Raw genomic sequence first — 18,376 nt, 5'->3', positions numbered from 1 at the left:
CGGTACGGATCCCCTCGGTCCATATATTGATTGAGTCAATACTGCATAGTTCAGTCATGACTGCAATCAAGACAGTGGTGCGGGAGGGCGCTCTCCAGGGGCGCCTTCCCGCACGCGAGCTGGCGCGCGCCTGCGTCGAGTCGTGCGCCTCGGCCGCAGCCGGAGTGGCGGCGCTGCGGGCGGGGCTCGACCGGGTGCCCGAGGTCCGGGTGGACGACGGGGCCGTCGCCACCGCGTTCCACAGCGAGCGGCATGTGCTGGTCGACGGACGGGCGCCGGTCACCTTCGCGCCGTTGTCGCGGTTCTGGCGGACATCGGACGGCTGGGTGCGGACGCATGCGAACTATCCGCACCACCGGTCGCGGCTGCTCGGCGTGCTGGGGGTGCCCGAGGACGTGGGCGCCGTCGAGGCGGCACTCGCGGAGCGCACCTCGGCGGAGGTCGAGGAGTCCGTGTACGCGGCGGGGGGCCTGGCCGTGGCCCTGCGCACGCCCGAGGAATGGGCCGCCCATGAGCAGGGTGCCGAGGTGGCGCGGCGGCCCCTCGTCGAGCACGAGCGGCTCGACGAGGCCCGCGAGCGGGTGCTCGCGCCGATCGACGGCACTCCCCTCCTGCCCGCCGCCGGGGTCCGCGTGCTGGACCTGACGCGGGTGCTGGCCGGCCCGGTCGCGACCCGCACCCTCGCCCTGCTCGGCGCGGACGTACTGCGCCTGGACCCCCCGGATCTGCCCGAACTGCCCGACCAGCACGCCGACACGGGGTTCGGGAAACGCTCGGCGCTCCTGGACCTGGCGGCGGACCGGGCCGCCTTCGAGGAGCTGCTCGCCGGGGCGGACGTCGTGGTCACCGGGTACCGGCCCGGCGCCCTGGACCGGTTCGGGCTCTCGCCCCGGGCACTGGCCGAGCGGCGGCCGGGGATCGTCGTCGCCCAGGTGTCGGCCTGGGGTGCGTACGGGCCCTGGGCCGGGCGGCGGGGCTTCGACAGCCTGGTGCAGGTCGCGACCGGCATCGCGGCGGTCGAGGGGTCGAAGGAGGCGCCGGGGGCGCTGCCCGCACAGGCCCTCGACCACGGGACCGGCTATCTGCTGGCCGGCGCGGTACTGCGGGCGCTGACCGAGCAGGCGTCCGAGGGCGGCAGCAGGTTCGTGCGGCTGGCGCTGGCACGAACGGCCCAATGGCTCCTGAACGGTGTGACGGCCGGTCCGGCGGGGGAACTCTCGTACGACGGGCCGGGGCCCTGGCTCGCCGAGACGAACAGCGCACTGGGACCGCTGCGGTACGCCCTGCCTCCCGTGTCCTTCACGGGCGGGCCGGTCGACTGGCGGCGGCCGCCGACGCGCTGGGGGTCGGATTCGGCGCGCTGGGACTGAGCCACGGGGCGTCCAAAAACGTATCCATGTGCGGAATGCCGTACCCCCGGTTGTTTCTATCGACTTGCCCGGTTCTGCGGCACCTGGTGAAGATCTTCGGGTGACTTTGACAAGACCCACGCCTGAGGCGGCCGACGCCGGCGGACCCATACGGCGCCCCGGCGCCGGCCGGGCCACCGCCGTCCTCGTCCTGGTGGGCCTCGCGGCCCTGATACCCCTGCTCGGTCCGAGCGCCGCGCTGCACGGCACCGGCGAGGCCGCCGCCCCCGCCGTCGCCGGTGTCGCGCTGCTGCGGTCGGTCCTGTTCGCCGCGCTGTGCGTGCCGGTGGGCGAGTGGTTCGTCGACCGTCTGGCCCGCTCGCTGCCCGGTGCCCCGTCCGACGTGCCCCGCAGCTGGAGCCTCTGGGCGGCCCTCGCCGGTTTCGTCGCGGCCCTGGGGCTGGCCTCGATCGTCTCGACGGGCAATCTGGTGCCGCGCAGTCTCGCCCAGATCGACGTCGGCGGTCTGTACGCCACGCGCGACGGGCAACTCGCGCTGCTCGAGGTCAACGCCTTCCTCGTGGCCGCCCTGTGCGCCCGCTCGCGCCGCCCCGCCGTCCAACTCTGGCCGGTGGCCGCGGTGATCGTGGCCGAGGCCCTGCGGGCGCATCCCGGCACCGAGCACACCCCGCTCCTCGGCTCAGGGCTGACGCTGGTTCATCTGACCTGCGCGGCCCTGTGGGTGGGCGGTCTGCTGCATGCCCTGCGCACCCTGCGGCTGTGGGGTCCCGTCGAGGCGAGCCCGGCTCTGCTCGGTCTCTACGCGCGCGTGGCGGCCGTCCTGCTCGCCGCCATCACCGCGAGCGGCGTCTGGAGTTCGCTGCGCCGCATGCCCCCGCACACGATCCTGGACCAGCTGACGACGACGGCCTACGGGCGCACCCTGCTGGCCAAGGTGCTCCTGGTGGCCGCCGTCGCCCTGCTGGCCCTGTGCGCGCGGATCCGCCTGCGCCGCGCCACCGACCCGCTCTCGGCCTGCTCCCCCGCGCGCGCGGAGGTCGTCGCCCTGGGAGTCGTGGTCGTGGTCTCGGGGCTGCTGACGGCGCTGCCGCTGCCGATCCGCTGGTCCTGACGTTGATCCGTTGATCAATCGTTGGTGACCAGGACCTTGAGCGCCGTGCGCTCGTCCATCGCCTTGTAGCCGTCCGGGACACCCTCGATGCCGACGGTCATGTCGAAGACCGGCGACGGGTCGATCGTGCCGTCCAGGACGTCGGGCAGCAGGTCCGGGATGTAGGCGCGGACGGGAGCGACGCCGCCGCGCAGCGCGATGTTCCGGTCGAACATGACGCCCAGGTCGACGCCGGTGCCGCTGCCGTGCGGGACACCGACGAATCCGATCGCGCCGCCGTCGCGTGTGATCTCGATCGCCGTACGCATCGACTGCTCGGTGCCCACGGCCTCCACCACGGCGTGCGCGCCCTGGCCGCGGGTGAGTTCACGCACCGCCTCGACGGCCGCGTCCCCCCGCTCGGCGACGACGTCGGTGGCGCCGAAACGGCGGGCGATGTCCGTGCGGACCTGGTGGCGGCCGAGCGCGATGATCCGCTCCGCGCCGAGCCGCTTGGCGGCCAGCACCGCGCACAGACCGACCGCGCCGTCGCCGACGACGGCGACCGTGGCGCCCGGGCGGGTGCCCGCGCCGAGGGCCGCGTGGTGGCCGGTGCCCAGGACGTCGGAGAGGGTCAGCAGCGCGGACAGCAGGTGCTCGTCGGACGCGGCCTCCTTCGGCAGCCGCACGAGCGTGCCGTCGGCGAACGGCACGCGCACGGCCTCTCCCTGGCCTCCGTCGTACCCGACGGAACCCCAGAAGCCGCCGTGCTCGCAGGAGGTGGTCAGGCCCTCACGGCAGTAGTCGCAGACGCCGTCGGACCACATGAAGGGAGCCACGACCAGGTCACCGCGCCGCACGCCCGTGACCTCGCTGCCGGTCTCCTCGACGAACCCGAGGAACTCGTGCCCGATGCGCTGCCCCGGCCGACGGGCCGCCTCGCCGCGGTAGGCCCACAGGTCGCTGCCGCAGATGCAGGCCCGCAGCACCCGCACCACCGCGTCGGTGGGCAGCTGCACCACGGGCTCGGGCACGTCCTCCACGCGCATGTCATAGGGGGCGTGGATGGTGGTCGCGCGCATGGCGAGGGTCCTTCTCGTGCGGTGTCGTGGCTGCGCTCAGGGGGTGGTCGAGCGCATTTCACGGTACGCCGTCGCGGGCGCGGGCCGCTCTTCGAGGGTGCCCCGGACCAGCAGGAACTGAGCGGCGGCGTACGTCAGCATGATCCACAGGTCGGGTCTCGGCGGCTGCGGCCAGTCGGCGACGCCGGTTGCGATGAGGGTGTCGGACAGCATGAACAGCGCACCGCCGAGCCCGGCGACCGGGCCGAGCCGGGCGGCCGCGGTGTACGCCATGGCCGTGAGCAGGGTGCTGTAGCCGGCGACGGGGACGCGCAGGTCCGCCGGCAGGTCCGGCCACAGGAGGGCGACCGTGGCGACCAGGGCTCCCGCGTAGACGGGGACGAGCAGACGGCCACGCGCGCGGGACGTGCCGTACGGCGCTCGCCGTCGGCGGAAGTGGACGAGGTAGCAGACGTGCCCCGCGGCGAAGGACGCCATCCCCGCGAGGAACGCCGGGTCCGCGTCGGACAGCAGCAGGACGTCACCGCCCCAGCCGCACAGGAGCGCGGCGATCAGCAGCCGGGGCGCGCCGCCCGCGCGCGCGTGGGCGGCGAGAAGCGGCATCAGCAGGGGCTTGGCGACGACATGGCCGGGGTGGAAGCCGGCGGCCAGGGAGGCGAGATCGGCGACGGTGGCGGCGACGAAGGCGCCGAGGAGAACAGGCGCCAGGGCACCGGCACCGGTGCGTGCCCTGCCCTCAGGGCCCGGCGTCACGCGGCCGCGGTCCCCTCGGCCGGGGCCGGCTCGGCGACCGGGGCGGCCTCCACCGGGGGCGTCGGCGCCCAGCCCGGGCCGCGGAAGACCCGCCCGGCCCGCTCGCCCCAACTCCTCGCCGCCCGGACGTCCTTGAGGATCGCGACGTACTCATGGGTGGCGACCTTGATCGGGTTGAACGTGTTGATGTTCTTGGTCAACCCGTAGACGGGGCGCTCGGTCTCGGGCACGAAGGAGCCGAACAGCCGGTCCCAGACGATGAGGATGCCGCCGAAGTTGCGGTCCAGGTAGCCGCCCTGGGAGGCGTGGTGGACGCGGTGGTGGGACGGGGTGTTGAAGACGAACTCGAACCAGCGGGGCATCTTGTCGATGCGTTCGGTGTGGATCCAGAACTGGTAGACGAGGTTGGCCGAGGAGCAGAACGCGAGGGCGGCCGGATGCACTCCGACGGCGATCAGGGGGACGTAGAACGGCCAGACCGTCCAGGTCGTCCAGGGCTGGCGCAGCGCGGTGGTGAGGTTGAACTTCCGGCTGGAGTGGTGGACGACGTGGCAGGCCCACAGGATGCGGATGACGTGGTGGCCGCGGTGGGACCAGTAGTAGAAGAAGTCCTGCGCGAGGAGCATCAGGGGGACGGTCCACCACAGCACGGGCACGCGCAGGGGCGTGAGTTCGTAGACCGCCGAGTAGATCGCGACGATCGGGATCTTCCAGAAGAAGTCGAAGACGAGGCTGCCGAGTCCCATGCCGACGCTGGTCGCGGCGTCCTTGGTCTCGTATCCGGCCGCCTCCTCGTCGGGATGGATGCGCACGCTGATCATCTCGACCACGGTGAGCAGCACGAAGGCGGGTATCGACCACAGCACGACATCGGGCAGGTTCGGCATGGGGGCACCGTAGAACCGCTGGTCGGCCGCGGCTAGACGTTGTTACCCACAAGTATTTCCCGGGGTACGCGCTTGCTTCTTGGTGATCTCCGCCAATGGGTGTGCGACACGGGAGCCTTGTGCGCTAGACCCCGGCGGCGCCGAGCAGCGCCCCCGCCGCGTACGTGACGCCCATCGCCAGCGCGCCGCCCACCACGTTCCGCAGGACGGCGCGGCCCGGTTCCGCGGCGCCCAGGCGGGCGCTGCTCCAGCCGGTGAGGACGAGGGCGGCCAGGACCGAGACCACGGTGATCCACACCCGCCAGCCGGCGGGCGGCAGCACGATCGCGAGCAGGGGCAGCAGCGCGCCCACCGTGAACGCGAAGAAGCTCGCCCACGCCGCGTGCCAGGGGTTCGTCAGCTCGTCGGGGTCAATGCCGAGCTCCACGCGCGCGTGCGCCCTGAGCGCGTCCCGTTCCGTCAGCTGTCCGGCGGCCTCCCGGGCGACCTCGCGGGACAGGCCGCGCTCCTCGAGCAGTTGCGTCAGTTCCTCCAGCTCCGCCTCCGGCTGCTCCCGCAGCTCCCGCTTCTCCATCGCCAGGGCGGCCACCTCGGAGTCGCGCTGGGTGGACACGGAGACGTACTCGCCCGCGGCCATCGACATCGACCCGGCGAGCAGCCCCGCGAGCCCGGCGGTGAGGAGCGCGGAACGGTTGTCGGTCGCGCCGGCCACACCGACGACCAGTCCGGCGGTGGAGACGATGCCGTCGTTGGCGCCGAGCACCGCCGCCCGCAGCCAGTTCAGCCGCTGCCCCAGTGCGCCCCCATGGGCCTCACCGCCGTGCGTCGCTTCGCTCACACCGGGAGGATGCCACCCGGCCGACACTCCCACGCGCACCGACGCTCACGGAGCCGCGGCCCTCCCGCGCGCCGGCCCCTCACCACACCCGTACCGAAGCCCCCTTCGCGAACAGCGGGCTGGTCGCGTCCTCCGGGGGTTCCGGCAGGGGTTCCGCGATCTCCTCCACCGTCGGGCCCACCTTCGCCGCGACGGGGTCCAGCAGGTCCAGGTCGAAGCCGTACACGCGGGCCGCGTTGCCGCCCAGGATCGCGGTCAGGTCCTCCCGGGGGACGCCCGGGAAGGCGAAGCGCAGGCCCTCGCGCGTGTAGGGGTAGGTGCCCTCGTCGTGCGGGTAGTCGCTGCCCCACATGATCTTGTCGACGCCGATGCGGTCCCGCAGCGGCACCTCGTGGGGCCGCATGAAGCTGGCGCCGACGTAGCAGTTGTCGCGCCAGACCTCGGAGGGCGGTTTGCCCATGCGGGCGGCGAGGCCCGCGCCGAACTTGGACTCCGCCGTTGACGCCTTGGTCGCGGCGGCGATGAGACGGCCGTGGTAGTAGTCCAGCATGTCGAGCACGCCCGGGATCCAGCCCGAGCCCTGCTCGGTGAGGACGAGTTTCAGGTCCGGATGACGACGGAAGGCGCCGCCGAAGACCAGGTGCCACAGGGCACGGTGGGAGAACCAGGTCGTCTCCACCATGAAGACCGCGCGGGCGGCCGGTTCGTCGCCGAGCGGCGGGGACGCCGACCCGGCGTGGTGGTTGACGGGCACGTCCAGTTCCTCGCAGACGGCCCAGATGGGGTCGTACGCCTGCGAGTAGAGCTCCGGCAGTCCGGAGCCGGGTGGGGTGCCGGGGAGCATCAGGCCACCCTTGAGGCCCGCCTCAGTGGCTCGCCTGATCTCCTTGACGGCAGCTTCGACGTCACCCAGGAGGATCTGGAAGACGCCCGCGCGCCGGCCCGGTGCCGCCGCGCAGAAGTCCGCGAGCCAGCGGTTGTGGGCGCGCAGTCCGGCCCAGCGCCGCTCGAACTCCTCTGCGGTCGGGGCGGGCGCCATCAGGGAGCCGGACGGGAAGAACGGCGGGATGGTGTTGGGGAAGATCACCTCGGCGACGATGCCGTCCTGCTCCAGCTCCGCGAGGCGCCGCTCGGAGTTCCAGTTCTGGTCGGCGGCGTCGGCGAGCAGGTCCTCGTAGGGGTTGACGTAGGTCGCCGCCCACACGTCGAACTCGTCGTGGTAGCGCTTCTCCAGGTAGGGCTTGTAGTCGAGGAGGTCGGCTCCCGCGTGGCAGTCGGCCGAGATGACCGTGTACCGGTCGTTCACCGCGTCACCCCCAGGGTCGGGAAGTCATGGTCGGTCAGCCAGTGCCGGCCCACCTCGCGCGAGCGCGCCCAGGACGCCTCCACGGCCTCCTGGTCGTCCGGCTGGCCGAGGTCGGCCGGGGTGGGGCCGATGCGCCGGGCCAGCGGGGTCAGCCCCGCCACGTCGAAGCCGAAGACCTCGGCGGCCGCGAGGCCGAGCATGCGGCGCGTCTCGGCGACCGGGATGTCGTGGAAGGTCCGGCGCAGCCACGCGCGTGTGTCGGGCCAGGTGCCCTCGGGGTGCGGGAAGTCGCTGCCCCAGAGGATGTTGTCGACGCCGATCTCGTAGCGCTGGGCGAGCTCGCGGCGTTTGGTGTTGGTCGCGCAGACGAAGACCTGGCGGTCGAGGTACTCGCTCGGCGGCCGCTTCAGCTCCTCGAAGGGGGAGAGCTTCTTGCCGCCGTGCGCGCCCAGGTAGAGGCGGTCCATGAACCACAGCAGGTTCGGCAGCCACCAGCAGCCCGACTCCGCGACCCCGAACCTGAGGCCGGGATGGCGTTCGAAGACCCCGGACCAGAGCAGGAACCACAGGGGGCGGGCCGGCCACCAGGTCACCTCGCTGACGAAGATGCCGAGATGGTCGCCGTACTCGTGGCGCGGGGCCGAGCCGGAGTGGGTCAGCACCGGCATGCCGCACTCGGCCGCGGCCGCCCACACGGGGTCGTAACGGCGGTCGTGGTAGGGCTCTTTGTCGCCCCACAGCGCGGGGATCATCAGCGCGCCGAGCCCCGACTCCCTGGCCCGGTGGATCTCGGCGACCACCTTCGTCACCTCGGCCGTGACGGGCAACAGGGCGACTCCGCAGTGCCGTTCGGGGTTCTCCGACACGAAGTCCGCGAGCCAGCGGTTGTGCGCCTGCGCGCCCGCCATGCCGAGCTCCGGGTCGTGGTCGCCGGACAGGCCGAGGCCCACTCCGAAGGGTGCGGCGGTCCGGCTGTCGACGGCGTCCGCGTCGGGGAAGACCACCTCGGCGGCCACCCCGTCGCCGTCGAGCTCCTTGAGCCGCTGGGCGGTGTCCCAACCGCCGCGCAGGCCCTCCTCGTTGTCCTGGAACCACTTGGCCGCGAACGCGTCGTTGCGGATGCCGAGCCGGGTCATCTCCTCGCGACGGCGTTCGCGCCCGGCGAGGAACTCGTCGAAGTCCCGGTGGAACCGGCTGTCCAGATAGGGCCGGTACTCCTCGGTGGGCAGCCCGGCATGGCAGTCGGAGGAGATGATCAGATACGGCTCCTGGTCGGTCACATCGGCCTCCTCAGTCCAGGATGAAGCTCTCCAGGTACGACGGGTTCGTGCGGTCGAGCATGGCCCCGGCCCGCGCGCGGATCTGGGCGTCGCTGTGCTCGCTCGGCGGCAGCAGCCAGAAGCGGTCGGCGCGGACGCCCTCGACGACGAACTCCGCGACCTCCTCCACGGGCGTGAAGCGGACCTCCTTGCCCGCCGCCCGCATCGCGGTCTCCCACTGGTCGAGGCTGCGGTAGGGGGTTCTGCGCGGCCGCTCCTTCGCGTACCGCTCGGGACGGTTGCGATGCGACTCCCACAGTCCGGTGCGCAGCATGTGCGGTCCGGGGAAGAGCACCGAGGCGCCCACGCGCGCGTGCTCCGCCCGCAGGTGGGCGTACAGGGACTCGGTCATGGTGACGACGGCCGCCTTGGTGACGGCGTACACCGAGGCGGTGGGCAGTGGGGCGATGCCGCCGTCACCGGAGGACGTGTTGACGACATGACCGGGTTGACCGGAGTCGATCATCCGTGGAACGAACGCCTGGATCCCGTGGAAGACGCCCCACACGTTGACGGAGAACGCCCACTTCCAGTCGTTCGGTTCGTGCTCCCACATCCGGCCCTCGGCACCCGAGCCGACCCCGGCGTTGTTGCACAGCAGATGGACCGCGCCGTACGTGTCGTACGCCGACTCGGCGAGGTCGAGCACCTGTTGGCGCTCGCCGACGTCCACCACGCGCGCGTGCACCTCCGCGCCGGCGGCCCGCAGATCCGCGGCGGCCTTCTCCAGCGCGCTCTCCTCGACGTCCGCGAGGACCACCTTCAGCCCCTCCGCCGCGAACCGCCGGGCCATCGCGAGCCCGATCCCGCTCGCCGCGCCGGTGACGACGGCGACCTGGCCTGCCTGGAGCTCCATCAGGCGACGCTCCCCTCGGGGTTCTCCGGCGGCGCGTCGTGGACCTGCCGCGGATCGTCGTAGCGCTGGTGGACGTACGGCAGCAGCGCCTCGCCGCCGACCCGCTCGACGACCTTGCCGCGCTGGTCGCTGGTCTTCTCGCCGATGGTGATGTCGAGGAGCCCGAGGACCGGGAGGTCGGCCACCGGGTCGTACATCGAGTCGCGCAGGACGACGTCCCCGGTCACGCGTTCCAGCCGGCGCACCTTCTCGTGGCGTACGCAGTGCACGAGCACCGGGTCGGCGTCGAAGCCCGAACCGTCCACCGCGGGAAGGAACTTGAAGTAGAAGTCGGTCTTGCGGCTGGGCTCCGGCGGGGGCAGCGTCTCGCCGACCCGGCCGCGCACCTCCACGAAGGCGATGTCGTGCCGGGCCATCCACGCCCGCACCGCGGACCCGTCCCGGTCGACCCTCACCTCGCCCAGCTTCTTCGGCTCCCCGAAGACCTCACGGCCGCCGGTCAGGGCCCGCTCATGGGTCATCGGCATCACGAGCGGGTACCAGCCATCGACGCCGCCGTGGCTCGCGGCGACCGCGAACGAGCCCGCGCCGAGCGGGTATCCGGGCAGGTCGACCTTGCTGATGTTCACCCGGACCAGCGGCCGGCCGGTGGGTTTCAGCGGCGGTGGCAGCACCGCGGCCAGGGCGTCCGGGTCGGTCTCCCACAGGGCCACCACACCGGTGGACCAGATGTCGGGAAGTCTCGCGCTCGCCGTCCGCGCCGCGGCGATCTCCGCCTCGGTCCGTGCGCCGTACCGTACGCGTGCCATACGCCGTACCGCCCTTCCGTCGAGGGGTCACACGCCGGGCGGGAGGCACGCTTGCACCGGGCGGTGAAAAGGTCCATAGCCGCGCGCGGGGCATTCCGGACATTCGAACGGGCTTGTGGGGCAGGGCACCTGACGGAAGGGAGTGTCAGTGGCGGCCCGTATCCTCAGTGACCATGCTCGAAGACCCTACGACGACCGCAGCGCCCTCCCCCACGGCGTGGCCGGCCGCGTATCCGCAGGGATACGCGGTCGTTGACGTGGAGACCACCGGCCTGGCCCGGGACGACCGGATCATCTCCGCGGCCGTCTACCAGCTGGACGCGCGCGGCGAGGTCGAGGACCACTGGTACACGACGGTCAACCCCGAGCGGGACCCGGGCCCGGTGTGGATCCACGGTCTGACGAGCGAGATGCTCGAAGGGGCTCCCCTGTTCACGGACATCGCCGGGGAGTTCGCGGACCGGCTGGAGGGCCGGGTGCTCGTCGCGCACAACGCGGTCTTCGACTGGCAGATGATCGCGCGGGAGTACGCACGCTCGCGGCGTGAGGCGCCGGTCCGTCAGCGGCTGTGCACCATCGCCCTGTCCAAGGAGCTGGGCCTGCCGCTGCCCAACCACAAGCTGGAGACACTGGCCGCCCATTTCGGCGTGGTGCAGCGCCGGGCGCACCACGCGCTGGACGACGCGCGGGTGCTGGCGGAGGTGTTCCGGCCGAGCCTGGCGGCAGCGGCGGCGGGCGGCGTACGGCTGCCGTTGCTGGAGTGCCGCCCGCTGACGGAGTGGAGCGACAGCCCGGTGCCGCGCCAGCCGGGTGGCTACGGCGGATACCGGCCGACGAGTTGGCGCCCCTCGCGCAAACGGCCCGCCTGCCCCTACCCCAACCCGGGCCGGTACGAGGACGGCAAACCACTCAAACAGGGCATGCGGGTGGCGTTCTCCGGGGACACCTCCGTCGAGCGGGACCTCCTGGAGGACCGCGCGGTCGAGGCGGGGCTGCATGTCGCGACCAGCATCTCCCGGCTGACCAGCCTGCTCGTCACGAACGACCCGGACTCGGGCACCTCGAAGGTCGTCAAGGCACGGCAGTACGGGACCCCGGTGGTGGACGAGGCGGCCTTCGGGCAGCTGCTGCGCGATGTGGCGCCGGCCGACGGGTGACCCGTACGGACGGGTGATTGCGCGGCGACTCGCCCACCGCCGACTCGCCCCCACGGCGGTGGCGGCTCACCCTGTGGCGCATGGCGAAATGCGAAGTTTGCGGCAATGACTACGGAATGACCTTCGAGGTGCACGCACAGGGCGCCGTCCATGTGTTCGACTGCTTCTCCTGTGCGATCCATCGCATGGCCCCCGTCTGCGAGCACTGCCGGGTGCAGATCATCGGGCAGGGCGTCGAGGTCGGGAACCAGTGGTTCTGCGGTGCCCACTGCGCCCGCGAGGCCGGGAAGACGGGGATCGTCGACAAGGTGTGACCCGCCACCCGCGTGCGTGCGCCCCACGACCGAGTTGTACGGTCGTGGGGTGTACCGCTTCCTGTTGACCCGGCAGTGGGTGATCCTCACGCTGGTCGCCCTGCTGCTCATCCCCACGATGATCAGGCTGGGCATCTGGCAGATGCACCGCTACGAGGAGCGCAGCGCCCGCAACCAGCTGGTCTCCGACGCGCTGCACGCCAAGCCGGTGCCGGCCGAGGAGCTGACCTCGCCGGGACACACCGTGACCAGGCACGACCGCTACCGCACGGTCACGGCGAAAGGTCACTTCGACACCAGGGACGAGGTCGTCGTCCGCCGCCGCACCAACTCCGACGACGAGGTCGGCTACCACGTCCTGACCCCGTTCGTGCTCACCGACGGCAAGGTGCTGCTGGTCAACCGGGGCTGGATCCCCTCCGACGGGCCGAGCCAGACCACGTTCCCCAAGGTGCCCGCGCCGCCCGCCGGCACGGTGACGATCTCCGGGCGGCTGATGCCCGACGAGACGACCGCGGCCAGCGGCATCAAGGACCTCAAGGGGCTGCCGCCCCGCCAGATCATGCTGATCAACAGCGAGGAGCAGGCCCGCCGTCTCGGCGCCGAGGTGCTCGGCGGCTACATCCAGCAGACGGCTCCCGATCCGAAGGGCGACACCCCGGAGCAGATCTCCGACCCGGGCAAGGAAGACGCCCCGCTGAACTACGCGTACATGATCCAGTGGTGGCTGTTCGCGGCCGGTGTCCCCTACGGCTGGTGGGTGCTGGTCAAGCGTGAGCGCCGGGACCGGGCCGAGGCGGCGAAGGAGTCCGAGACGGAGGCCGAACCGGCCTCCGTGTGAGGCACCGGCCCGGCTCACCCGCCCGGGTCAGCCCTTGATTGTCGGCCGACGCCGCCGGGAACCCGCACAGCGTGCACCCGCGTATCGAGGACTACGCCCTGATCGGCGACGAACAGACGGCCGCACTGGTCGGCCTCGACGGCTCCGTCGACTGGCTGTGCCTGCCCCGCTTCGACTCCGCGGCCTGCTTCGCCAGGCTGCTCGGCGACGAGGACAACGGTCACTGGCGCATCGCCCCCAAGGACGCCGAGGGACCCTGCACCCGGCGCGCCTACCGGCACGACACCCTCGTCCTCGACACGGAGTGGGAGACCGGCGAGGGCGCGGTCCGCGTCACCGACTTCATGCCCGAGCGGGACCGCACCCCCCACCTCGTCCGCATCGTGGAGGGCCTCGGCGGCCGGGTGACCGTCCGCAGCACCCTGCGCCTGCGCTTCGACTACGGCTCGATCGTGCCCTGGGTGCACCGGTCCGGCGAGGAGCGGGTGGCCGTCGCCGGCCCGGACGCGGTGTGGCTGCGCAGCGAACCGGACGTGCACACCTGGGGTGAGGACTTCGGCACGCACTCCGAGTTCACCGTCGAGGAGGGCGGGCAGGTCGCGTTCGTACTCGGCTGGCACCCCTCGTACGAGTCGCCTCCGCCGCGCATCAACCCGCACAAGGCCCTGCGCACCAGCGTCCGCGACTGGCGGGAGTGGGCGGGGCGCTGCCGTTACGACGGCCCGCACCGCGACACCGTCGTCCGCTCCCTGATCACCCTCAAGGCCCTCACCTACCGTCCCACCGGCGGCATCGTGGCCGCCGCCACCACCTCGCTCCCGGAGGAGGTGGGCGGCGTCCGCAACTGGGACTACCGCTACTGCTGGCTGCGCGACTCGACCCTCACGCTGAACGTTGGACTGTCCGCGGGCTACCGCGAGGAGGCCGAGGCCTGGCGCGACTGGCTGCTGCGCGCGGTGGCCGGCGACCCGGCCGACCTGCAGATCATGTACGGTCTCGCGGGCGAGCGGCGGCTGCCCGAGGTCGAGCTGCCGTGGCTGTCCGGCTTCGCCGGCTCCACACCCGTGCGGATCGGCAACGACGCCTACACCCAGCTCCAGCTGGACGTGTACGGCGAGGTCATGGACTCGCTGTACCTGGCCCGGAGCTCGGGGCTGTCGACCAGGCCGCACATGTGGGCGATCCAGGTGGCTCTGATGGACTGGCTGCGGGACGAGTGGCGGCAGCCGGACGAGGGGCTGTGGGAGGTGCGCGGCGGCCGGCGGCACTTCGTGCACTCGAAGGTCATGGTGTGGGTGGCCGCCGACCGGGCCGTGCGCACCCTGGAGGAGAACCCCGGGCTGGACGGCGACCTCGACGGCTGGCGCGCGCTGCGCGACGAGGTGCACCGGGAGGTGTGCGAGAAGGGCTTCGACAGGGAGCGGAACACCTTCACGCAGTCCTACGGCTCGCGCGAACTCGACGCGGCGCTGCTGCTCATCCCGCGCGTGGGCTTCCTGCCGCCGGAGGATCCACGGGTGCTCGGCACGATCGACGCGATCCGCGAGGACCTGGAGCACCACGGCTTCCTGCGCCGCTACAGCCTGGACGAGACGACCGTCGACGGGCTGCCCGGTGACGAGGGCACGTTCCTGGTGTGCTCGTTCTGGCTGGCGGACGCGCTGCAGATGACGGGCCGCACCGAGGAGGCGCGCGAGCTGTTCGAGCGGCTGGTGGGGCTCTGCAACGACGTGGGGCTGCTGTCCGAGGAGTACGACCCCGTGGCCCGCCGCCAGCTCGGCAACGTCCCGCAGGCCTTCAGTCACGTCGGTCTGGTGAACACCGCCCTCGCCCTGTTCGGCACGGGCGAGGCAGGATAGGGGCCATGGATCTTGGACTGAAGGACCGGGTGTACGTCGTCACGGGAGCCACGCGGGGCCTCGGCAACGCGGCGGCGCGGGAGCTTGTCGCCGACGGGGCGAAGGTGGTGCTGACCGGCAGGGACGAGAAGCGGGCCGCCGACGCGGCGGCCGAACTGGGGCCCGACGCCGTGGGGGTGGCCGTCGACAACGCCGATCCGGAGGCGGCCGCGCGGCTGATCGCGGTGGCGCGGGAGCGGTTCGGGCGGTTCGACGGCGTTCTGGTGAGCGTGGGCGGGCCCGCTCCGGGGTTCGTCGCCGACAACACGGACGAGCAGTGGCGGACGGCGTTCGAGTCGGTCTTCCTCGGGGCGGTGCGGCTGGCCCGGGCGGCGTCCGCGGAGCTGGAGGCCGGGGGTGTCATCGGGTTCGTGCTGTCGGCGTCGGTGTACGAGCCGATTCCGGGGCTGACGATCTCCAACGGGCTGCGGCCCGGTCTCGCCGGTTTCGCCAAGTCCCTCGCGGACGAGCTCGGGCCGCGGGGCATCCGGGTCGTGGGCCTGCTCCCCTCCCGCATCGACACGGACCGGGTGCGCGAGCTGGACGGGATGTCCGCGGACCCGGAGGCCACGCGGGCCGCGCACGAGTCCCGTATCCCGCTGCGGCGTTACGGCACGCCGGAGGAGTTCGGACGGGCGGCGGCGTTCCTGCTGTCGCCCGCCGCGTCCTATCTGACGGGCGTCATGCTTCCCGTGGACGGCGGAATGCGGCACGGCTTCTGAGGGCTTCCGCCACTCAACTGACCCTCTCCGCACGGTGCTTGACGGCCTTCAACCGGACCTCCGCCGGGAGGGCGACCAAGGCCGCCGAGCCACGGGCGTAGGTCCGGGCCCGGTCGTCAGGTGGTGCAGGCCAAACCCAGGACCGGAACGCGGCAACGGCTCCTGAGGGCTTCCGCCACTCAACTGACCCTCTCCGCACGGTACTTGACGGCCTTCAACCGGACCTCCGCCGGGAGGGCGACCAAGGCCGCCGAGCCACGGGCGTAGGTCCGGGCCCGGGCCGACAGGTGGTGCAGGCCAAACCCAGGACCGGAACGCGGCAACGGCTCCTGAGGGCTTCCGCCACTCAACTGACCCTCTCGGCACGGTGCTTGACGGCCTTCAGCCGGACCTCCGCCGGGAGGGCGGTCAGGGCCGCCGAGTCCCGGGCGTGGGTCAGGGCCCGGGTCGTCAGGTGGTGGAGGGCCCAGGAGGGGTCCACGTGCGGCTCCAGGAGGAGCTGGACGCGGGCCTGCGGGGCCGTGCGGCGGCCGGTGAGGTGGGCGTGGGCGTGGGCGACGCCGTCCGGCTCCGCGGCCTCGTTCGCCAGGACGCCCTCCAGGGCCCGGCCCCGCAGCAGGGCCCCCTCGCTGTCGCCGGTGTCCACCAGGACCTCCCCCAGCCTGCGCCGGCGCAGCACCGCGGCCAGCCACCACAGGGCGAGCAGGACGAGGACGGCGAGGGCGCCGAGCACCGTCGGCCACCACCAGCCGTGGCCCTCCCAGCGGGTGCGCTCGGCGTCGCTCAGCAGGACGTCGTGGCGGCCGTCGTGGATCCACCAGGCCGGCGGGTTCGCGCCCAGCCCGACGGCCAGGACGGAGCCGCCCAGGGCCAGCAGGGCGAGGCCCACGACCCCGATCAGTACACGGTTGACGATCCTCAGCACCGCCCTCACCCCTTCCGCCCGAGGCGCCGTACATGGACATGCAGCGTGGGCGGACGCGAGAGCCCCATGCCGTTGATCGCGGCACCCAGCGCGGCCTCCAGGTCCTCCTGTACCTCGTCCAGTTCGCGGAAGTGCGAGACGGCGCGGACCTCGGCCCGCGAGCGGCCCACCCTGACCCGCGCCGACTGGACGCCGGCGATCTCCATGGCACGGTCGCGCAGCACCAGGGCCGCGGCCTCCCGGTGCAGTCCGGCGTGGACGTCGGGGTGGACGCGCCGCATCGGCAGGACGCCGCGCAGTCCGGGCGTGGCCGCCAGCACGATCAGCCAGACGCCGACAGCGGCGGCGACCGAGGCACCGAGGAGGACCCAGGTGTCGTCGAGGGGGCGGTGCGCGAGCTGGTGGGCCAGTCCGCGGCGCCAGGCCATCGCGGGCCGGTGCGCCCGTACGGCCGCGACGTCGTACAGGAACAGGCCCGCGACGGCGAGGACCAGCAGCGCCACGACGGCCGCGGGGACGCGGCGCGCGGACCAGAAGCGGCCCTCGGGGCCGTGGTCGCCGACGACCGGGGGCGGTGGTGCCTCCGGTGCCCGCTCGATGACCGGCAGTCGTTGTGTGGTGCCCTCCGAGCCCTGGGGCTCGCTCATCGCGTCCTCCCCTGTGCCGCGCCGTGCGCCGGGGTCAGATGCAGCCGCTCCACGTGGACGGCGACCTCCGGCACCTCCATGCCCACCAAAGCGCGTACCCGGGAAGCGACATGTCGACGCACATCCGCGCACCGGGCGCCGATGTCGCAGGGATAGTCGAGTTCGAGATGGAGACGGATGTGGGCGGTGCGGTGGTGGACGACGACCGTCGCGTAGGGGTGTGACGCCTCGTCCGACTGGTCGGCGAGCGCCTCGCGGGCCGCCTCGGCGGCGATCTTCGAGACGACCCGGTCGGCGATCCTGGTCGCGCCGCGCTCCCCCGGCGCGACGGCGGTCGGGGCTCTGCCCAGTTCACCGACGCCGTCGCTCACGCCCGTCACCGCCGGCGGTCGTCACGGGAGCGGAAGAAGTCGCCGAGTTCCAGGTCCCCCTCCAGGAACCGGCCCGCGACGAAGCCGATGGCGCCCAGGGCGGCCACCAGCAGGAAGGCCCCGAAGCCGCCGAAGTAGCCGGCGAAGCCCAGCGCCATCCCGGCGATCATGCCGACCACGGCCATGCTCATCGTGTGCTCCCCTCACGGTCGTCCACAGGCCGGTCGGTCACTGGATCCGGGGCTCCGGCTCCTCGTCCTCTTCCTCCGGCAGCTTCACGTCGCTCACCGCGATGTTGACCTCGACCACCTCGAGGCCGGTCATCCGCTCCACGGCCGCGATGACGTTCTCGCGGACGGCGCGGGCGACGTCGGCGATCGAGACGCCGTAGTCGACGACGATCTCCAGGTCGAGCGCCGTCTGTACCTCGCCGACCTCGGCCTTCACGCCGCGGGTCACCGACTTCGAGCCGCCGGGCACGCGGTCGCGCACGGCGCCGAAGGTGCGGCTGAGTCCGCTGCCGAGGGCGTGGACGCCGAGCACGTCCCGGGCGGCCAGCCCGGCGATCTTCTCCACGACCCCGTCGGCGATCGTCGTACGGCCGCGGGTGCCGGGGTCTCCTCCGCCGCGCCGTGTCGCCTGCGCCCTGCGTGTCCCCGGGGTCTCGGGTAGGTCCTTCTCGCCCGTGGGGGTCCTCGTCCGGTTCTGCTCCGTCATGTCGGTCATCGCCGTACGTCCCTTTCGGTTCGTCTTCCTGTGACCACGGTAAGTGGGGTTGCCGCGGGGCGCGCCGGAGATGCGGCAGGCTGGAGGAATGACCGCGGACGGATGGGCTCGGACGGTACGGCACCGGCTGGGGGTGGGCAGGATCCTGCCGCTCGGGGAGCCGGGGGACGGCGCGTGGATCGCGGAGGAGGCGGCCGCGGCGGTACTGCGGCATGCGGCCGCCGGTCTGTCCGGGGTACGGCTGGACGTCCTCCGCATCGCCCTGACGGACCCGGAGGACGCGCAGGCTCCCGTCGTGCCACCCCCACCGAGCGCCCTGCCCCCGGGACCGCTGCGGATCACGGCGGACTTCGCGGCGACGACGGCCGAACCACTGCCGGCGACGGCGACCCTCCTCCGCACGACACTCGCGACGACGGCGACGCACCTGCTGGGGCTGACGGTGACGGAGGTGGACCTCCAGGT

General features: G+C 72.6%; 20 protein-coding genes and 1 pseudogene. 8 read left to right on the top strand and 13 right to left on the bottom strand.

The window, feature by feature from the left end; genetic code table 11:
• Positions 1–56 precede the first annotated feature (56 nt).
• Together GRC12_RS13845 and GRC12_RS13840 are read left to right on the top strand one after the other, a co-directional pair.
• Positions 57–1,370 carry a CoA transferase gene (locus GRC12_RS13845; protein ID WP_208779539.1) on the top strand — a complete coding sequence of 438 codons (1,314 nt, stop codon included), beginning with the start codon at positions 57–59 and terminating at the stop codon, positions 1,368–1,370.
• A gap of 100 nt (positions 1,371–1,470) precedes the next feature.
• Complete coding sequence (locus tag GRC12_RS13840; protein ID WP_208779538.1) at positions 1,471–2,481, top strand: CopD family protein; 1,011 nt, start codon at positions 1,471–1,473, stop codon at positions 2,479–2,481.
• Positions 2,482–2,495: 14 nt separating this feature from the next.
• On the opposite strand, the gene GRC12_RS13835 is transcribed toward GRC12_RS13840, so the two are convergent.
• The 8 genes from GRC12_RS13835 to GRC12_RS13800 all read right to left on the bottom strand — a co-directional run bounded on the left by GRC12_RS13835 (position 2,496) and on the right by GRC12_RS13800 (position 10,310).
• Positions 2,496–3,542 carry a zinc-dependent alcohol dehydrogenase family protein gene (locus tag GRC12_RS13835; protein ID WP_208779537.1) on the bottom strand — a complete coding sequence of 349 codons (1,047 nt, stop codon included), beginning with the start codon at positions 3,540–3,542 and terminating at the stop codon, positions 2,496–2,498.
• A 36-nt stretch (positions 3,543–3,578) separates the two neighbouring features.
• Complete coding sequence (locus tag GRC12_RS13830; RefSeq protein WP_439959885.1) at positions 3,579–4,295, bottom strand: lysoplasmalogenase; 717 nt, start codon at positions 4,293–4,295, stop codon at positions 3,579–3,581.
• Complete coding sequence (locus GRC12_RS13825) at positions 4,292–5,182, bottom strand: sterol desaturase family protein (protein WP_208779536.1); 891 nt, start codon at positions 5,180–5,182, stop codon at positions 4,292–4,294. The genes GRC12_RS13830 and GRC12_RS13825 overlap by 4 nt, the downstream gene beginning before the upstream one ends.
• 124 nt (positions 5,183–5,306) lie before the next feature.
• Positions 5,307–6,020 (bottom strand): VIT1/CCC1 transporter family protein, encoded by a 714-nt coding sequence (locus tag GRC12_RS13820; protein ID WP_208779535.1) that lies wholly within the window; start codon positions 6,018–6,020, stop codon positions 5,307–5,309.
• Positions 6,021–6,099: 79 nt separating this feature from the next.
• Positions 6,100–7,326, bottom strand: a complete 1,227-nt coding sequence (locus GRC12_RS13815) for an amidohydrolase family protein (protein WP_208779534.1) — start codon at positions 7,324–7,326, stop codon at positions 6,100–6,102.
• On the bottom strand, positions 7,323–8,606 hold the full coding sequence (locus GRC12_RS13810) for an amidohydrolase family protein (protein WP_208779533.1): 1,284 nt from the start codon (positions 8,604–8,606) through the stop codon (positions 7,323–7,325). The genes GRC12_RS13815 and GRC12_RS13810 overlap by 4 nt, the downstream gene beginning before the upstream one ends.
• Before the next feature lie 10 nt (positions 8,607–8,616).
• Positions 8,617–9,501, bottom strand: coding sequence for an SDR family NAD(P)-dependent oxidoreductase (locus GRC12_RS13805; RefSeq protein ID WP_208779532.1), 885 nt, complete (start codon positions 9,499–9,501; stop codon positions 8,617–8,619).
• Positions 9,501–10,310 (bottom strand): acetoacetate decarboxylase family protein, encoded by an 810-nt coding sequence (locus GRC12_RS13800; RefSeq protein WP_208779531.1) that lies wholly within the window; start codon positions 10,308–10,310, stop codon positions 9,501–9,503. The genes GRC12_RS13805 and GRC12_RS13800 overlap by 1 nt, the downstream gene beginning before the upstream one ends.
• A 173-nt stretch (positions 10,311–10,483) precedes the next feature.
• On the opposite strand from GRC12_RS13800, the gene GRC12_RS13795 reads away from it, so the two are divergent.
• The 5 genes from GRC12_RS13795 (at position 10,484) to GRC12_RS13775 (ending at position 15,242) form a co-directional block, all read left to right on the top strand.
• A complete protein-coding gene (locus GRC12_RS13795) occupies positions 10,484–11,467 on the top strand; it encodes a DEDDh family exonuclease (protein WP_208779530.1) in 984 nt (327 codons plus the stop codon).
• An 80-nt stretch (positions 11,468–11,547) separates the two neighbouring features.
• On the top strand, positions 11,548–11,781 hold the full coding sequence (locus GRC12_RS13790; protein ID WP_208779529.1) for a hypothetical protein: 234 nt from the start codon (positions 11,548–11,550) through the stop codon (positions 11,779–11,781).
• Positions 11,782–11,830: 49 nt separating this feature from the next.
• Positions 11,831–12,622 (top strand): SURF1 family cytochrome oxidase biogenesis protein, encoded by a 792-nt coding sequence (locus GRC12_RS13785; protein WP_208779528.1) that lies wholly within the window; start codon positions 11,831–11,833, stop codon positions 12,620–12,622.
• Positions 12,623–12,693: 71 nt separating this feature from the next.
• Positions 12,694–14,481 carry a glycoside hydrolase family 15 protein gene (locus GRC12_RS13780; protein WP_208779527.1) on the top strand — a complete coding sequence of 596 codons (1,788 nt, stop codon included), beginning with the start codon at positions 12,694–12,696 and terminating at the stop codon, positions 14,479–14,481.
• Positions 14,482–14,486: 5 nt separating this feature from the next.
• Positions 14,487–15,242 (top strand): SDR family oxidoreductase, encoded by a 756-nt coding sequence (locus GRC12_RS13775; protein ID WP_208779526.1) that lies wholly within the window; start codon positions 14,487–14,489, stop codon positions 15,240–15,242.
• 346 nt (positions 15,243–15,588) lie between these two features.
• Here the strand turns inward: GRC12_RS13775 and amaP are convergent, their stop codons facing one another.
• The 5 genes from amaP to GRC12_RS13750 are packed head-to-tail and all read right to left on the bottom strand — an operon-like array spanning position 15,589 to position 17,911.
• A complete protein-coding gene (gene amaP, locus GRC12_RS13770; protein WP_208779525.1) occupies positions 15,589–16,176 on the bottom strand; it encodes an alkaline shock response membrane anchor protein AmaP in 588 nt (195 codons plus the stop codon).
• The gene (locus tag GRC12_RS13765) at positions 16,173–16,814 is read right to left on the bottom strand and encodes a DUF6286 domain-containing protein (protein ID WP_208779524.1); all 642 of its coding nucleotides are present in this window, start codon (positions 16,812–16,814) and stop codon (positions 16,173–16,175) included. The genes amaP and GRC12_RS13765 overlap by 4 nt, the downstream gene beginning before the upstream one ends.
• Positions 16,811–17,194, bottom strand: a complete 384-nt coding sequence (locus GRC12_RS13760) for a hypothetical protein (RefSeq protein WP_208779523.1) — start codon at positions 17,192–17,194, stop codon at positions 16,811–16,813. The genes GRC12_RS13765 and GRC12_RS13760 overlap by 4 nt, the downstream gene beginning before the upstream one ends.
• The gene (locus GRC12_RS13755; protein WP_208779522.1) at positions 17,191–17,376 is read right to left on the bottom strand and encodes a hypothetical protein; all 186 of its coding nucleotides are present in this window, start codon (positions 17,374–17,376) and stop codon (positions 17,191–17,193) included. The genes GRC12_RS13760 and GRC12_RS13755 overlap by 4 nt, the downstream gene beginning before the upstream one ends.
• Positions 17,377–17,413: 37 nt before the next feature.
• A complete protein-coding gene (locus tag GRC12_RS13750) occupies positions 17,414–17,911 on the bottom strand; it encodes an Asp23/Gls24 family envelope stress response protein (RefSeq protein ID WP_208779521.1) in 498 nt (165 codons plus the stop codon).
• A gap of 88 nt (positions 17,912–17,999) precedes the next feature.
• Here GRC12_RS13750 and GRC12_RS13745 point away from each other — a divergent pair.
• Positions 18,000–18,376, top strand: a pseudogene (locus tag GRC12_RS13745) (nucleopolyhedrovirus P10 family protein); the annotation flags it as partial.

Source organism: Streptomyces griseorubiginosus (assembly GCF_017614965.1).
Lineage (GTDB): Bacteria > Actinomycetota > Actinomycetes > Streptomycetales > Streptomycetaceae > Streptomyces > Streptomyces griseorubiginosus_B.
Note: the sequence above shows the minus strand (reverse complement) of the source record. Positions and strands in the feature narration are given on the sequence as shown.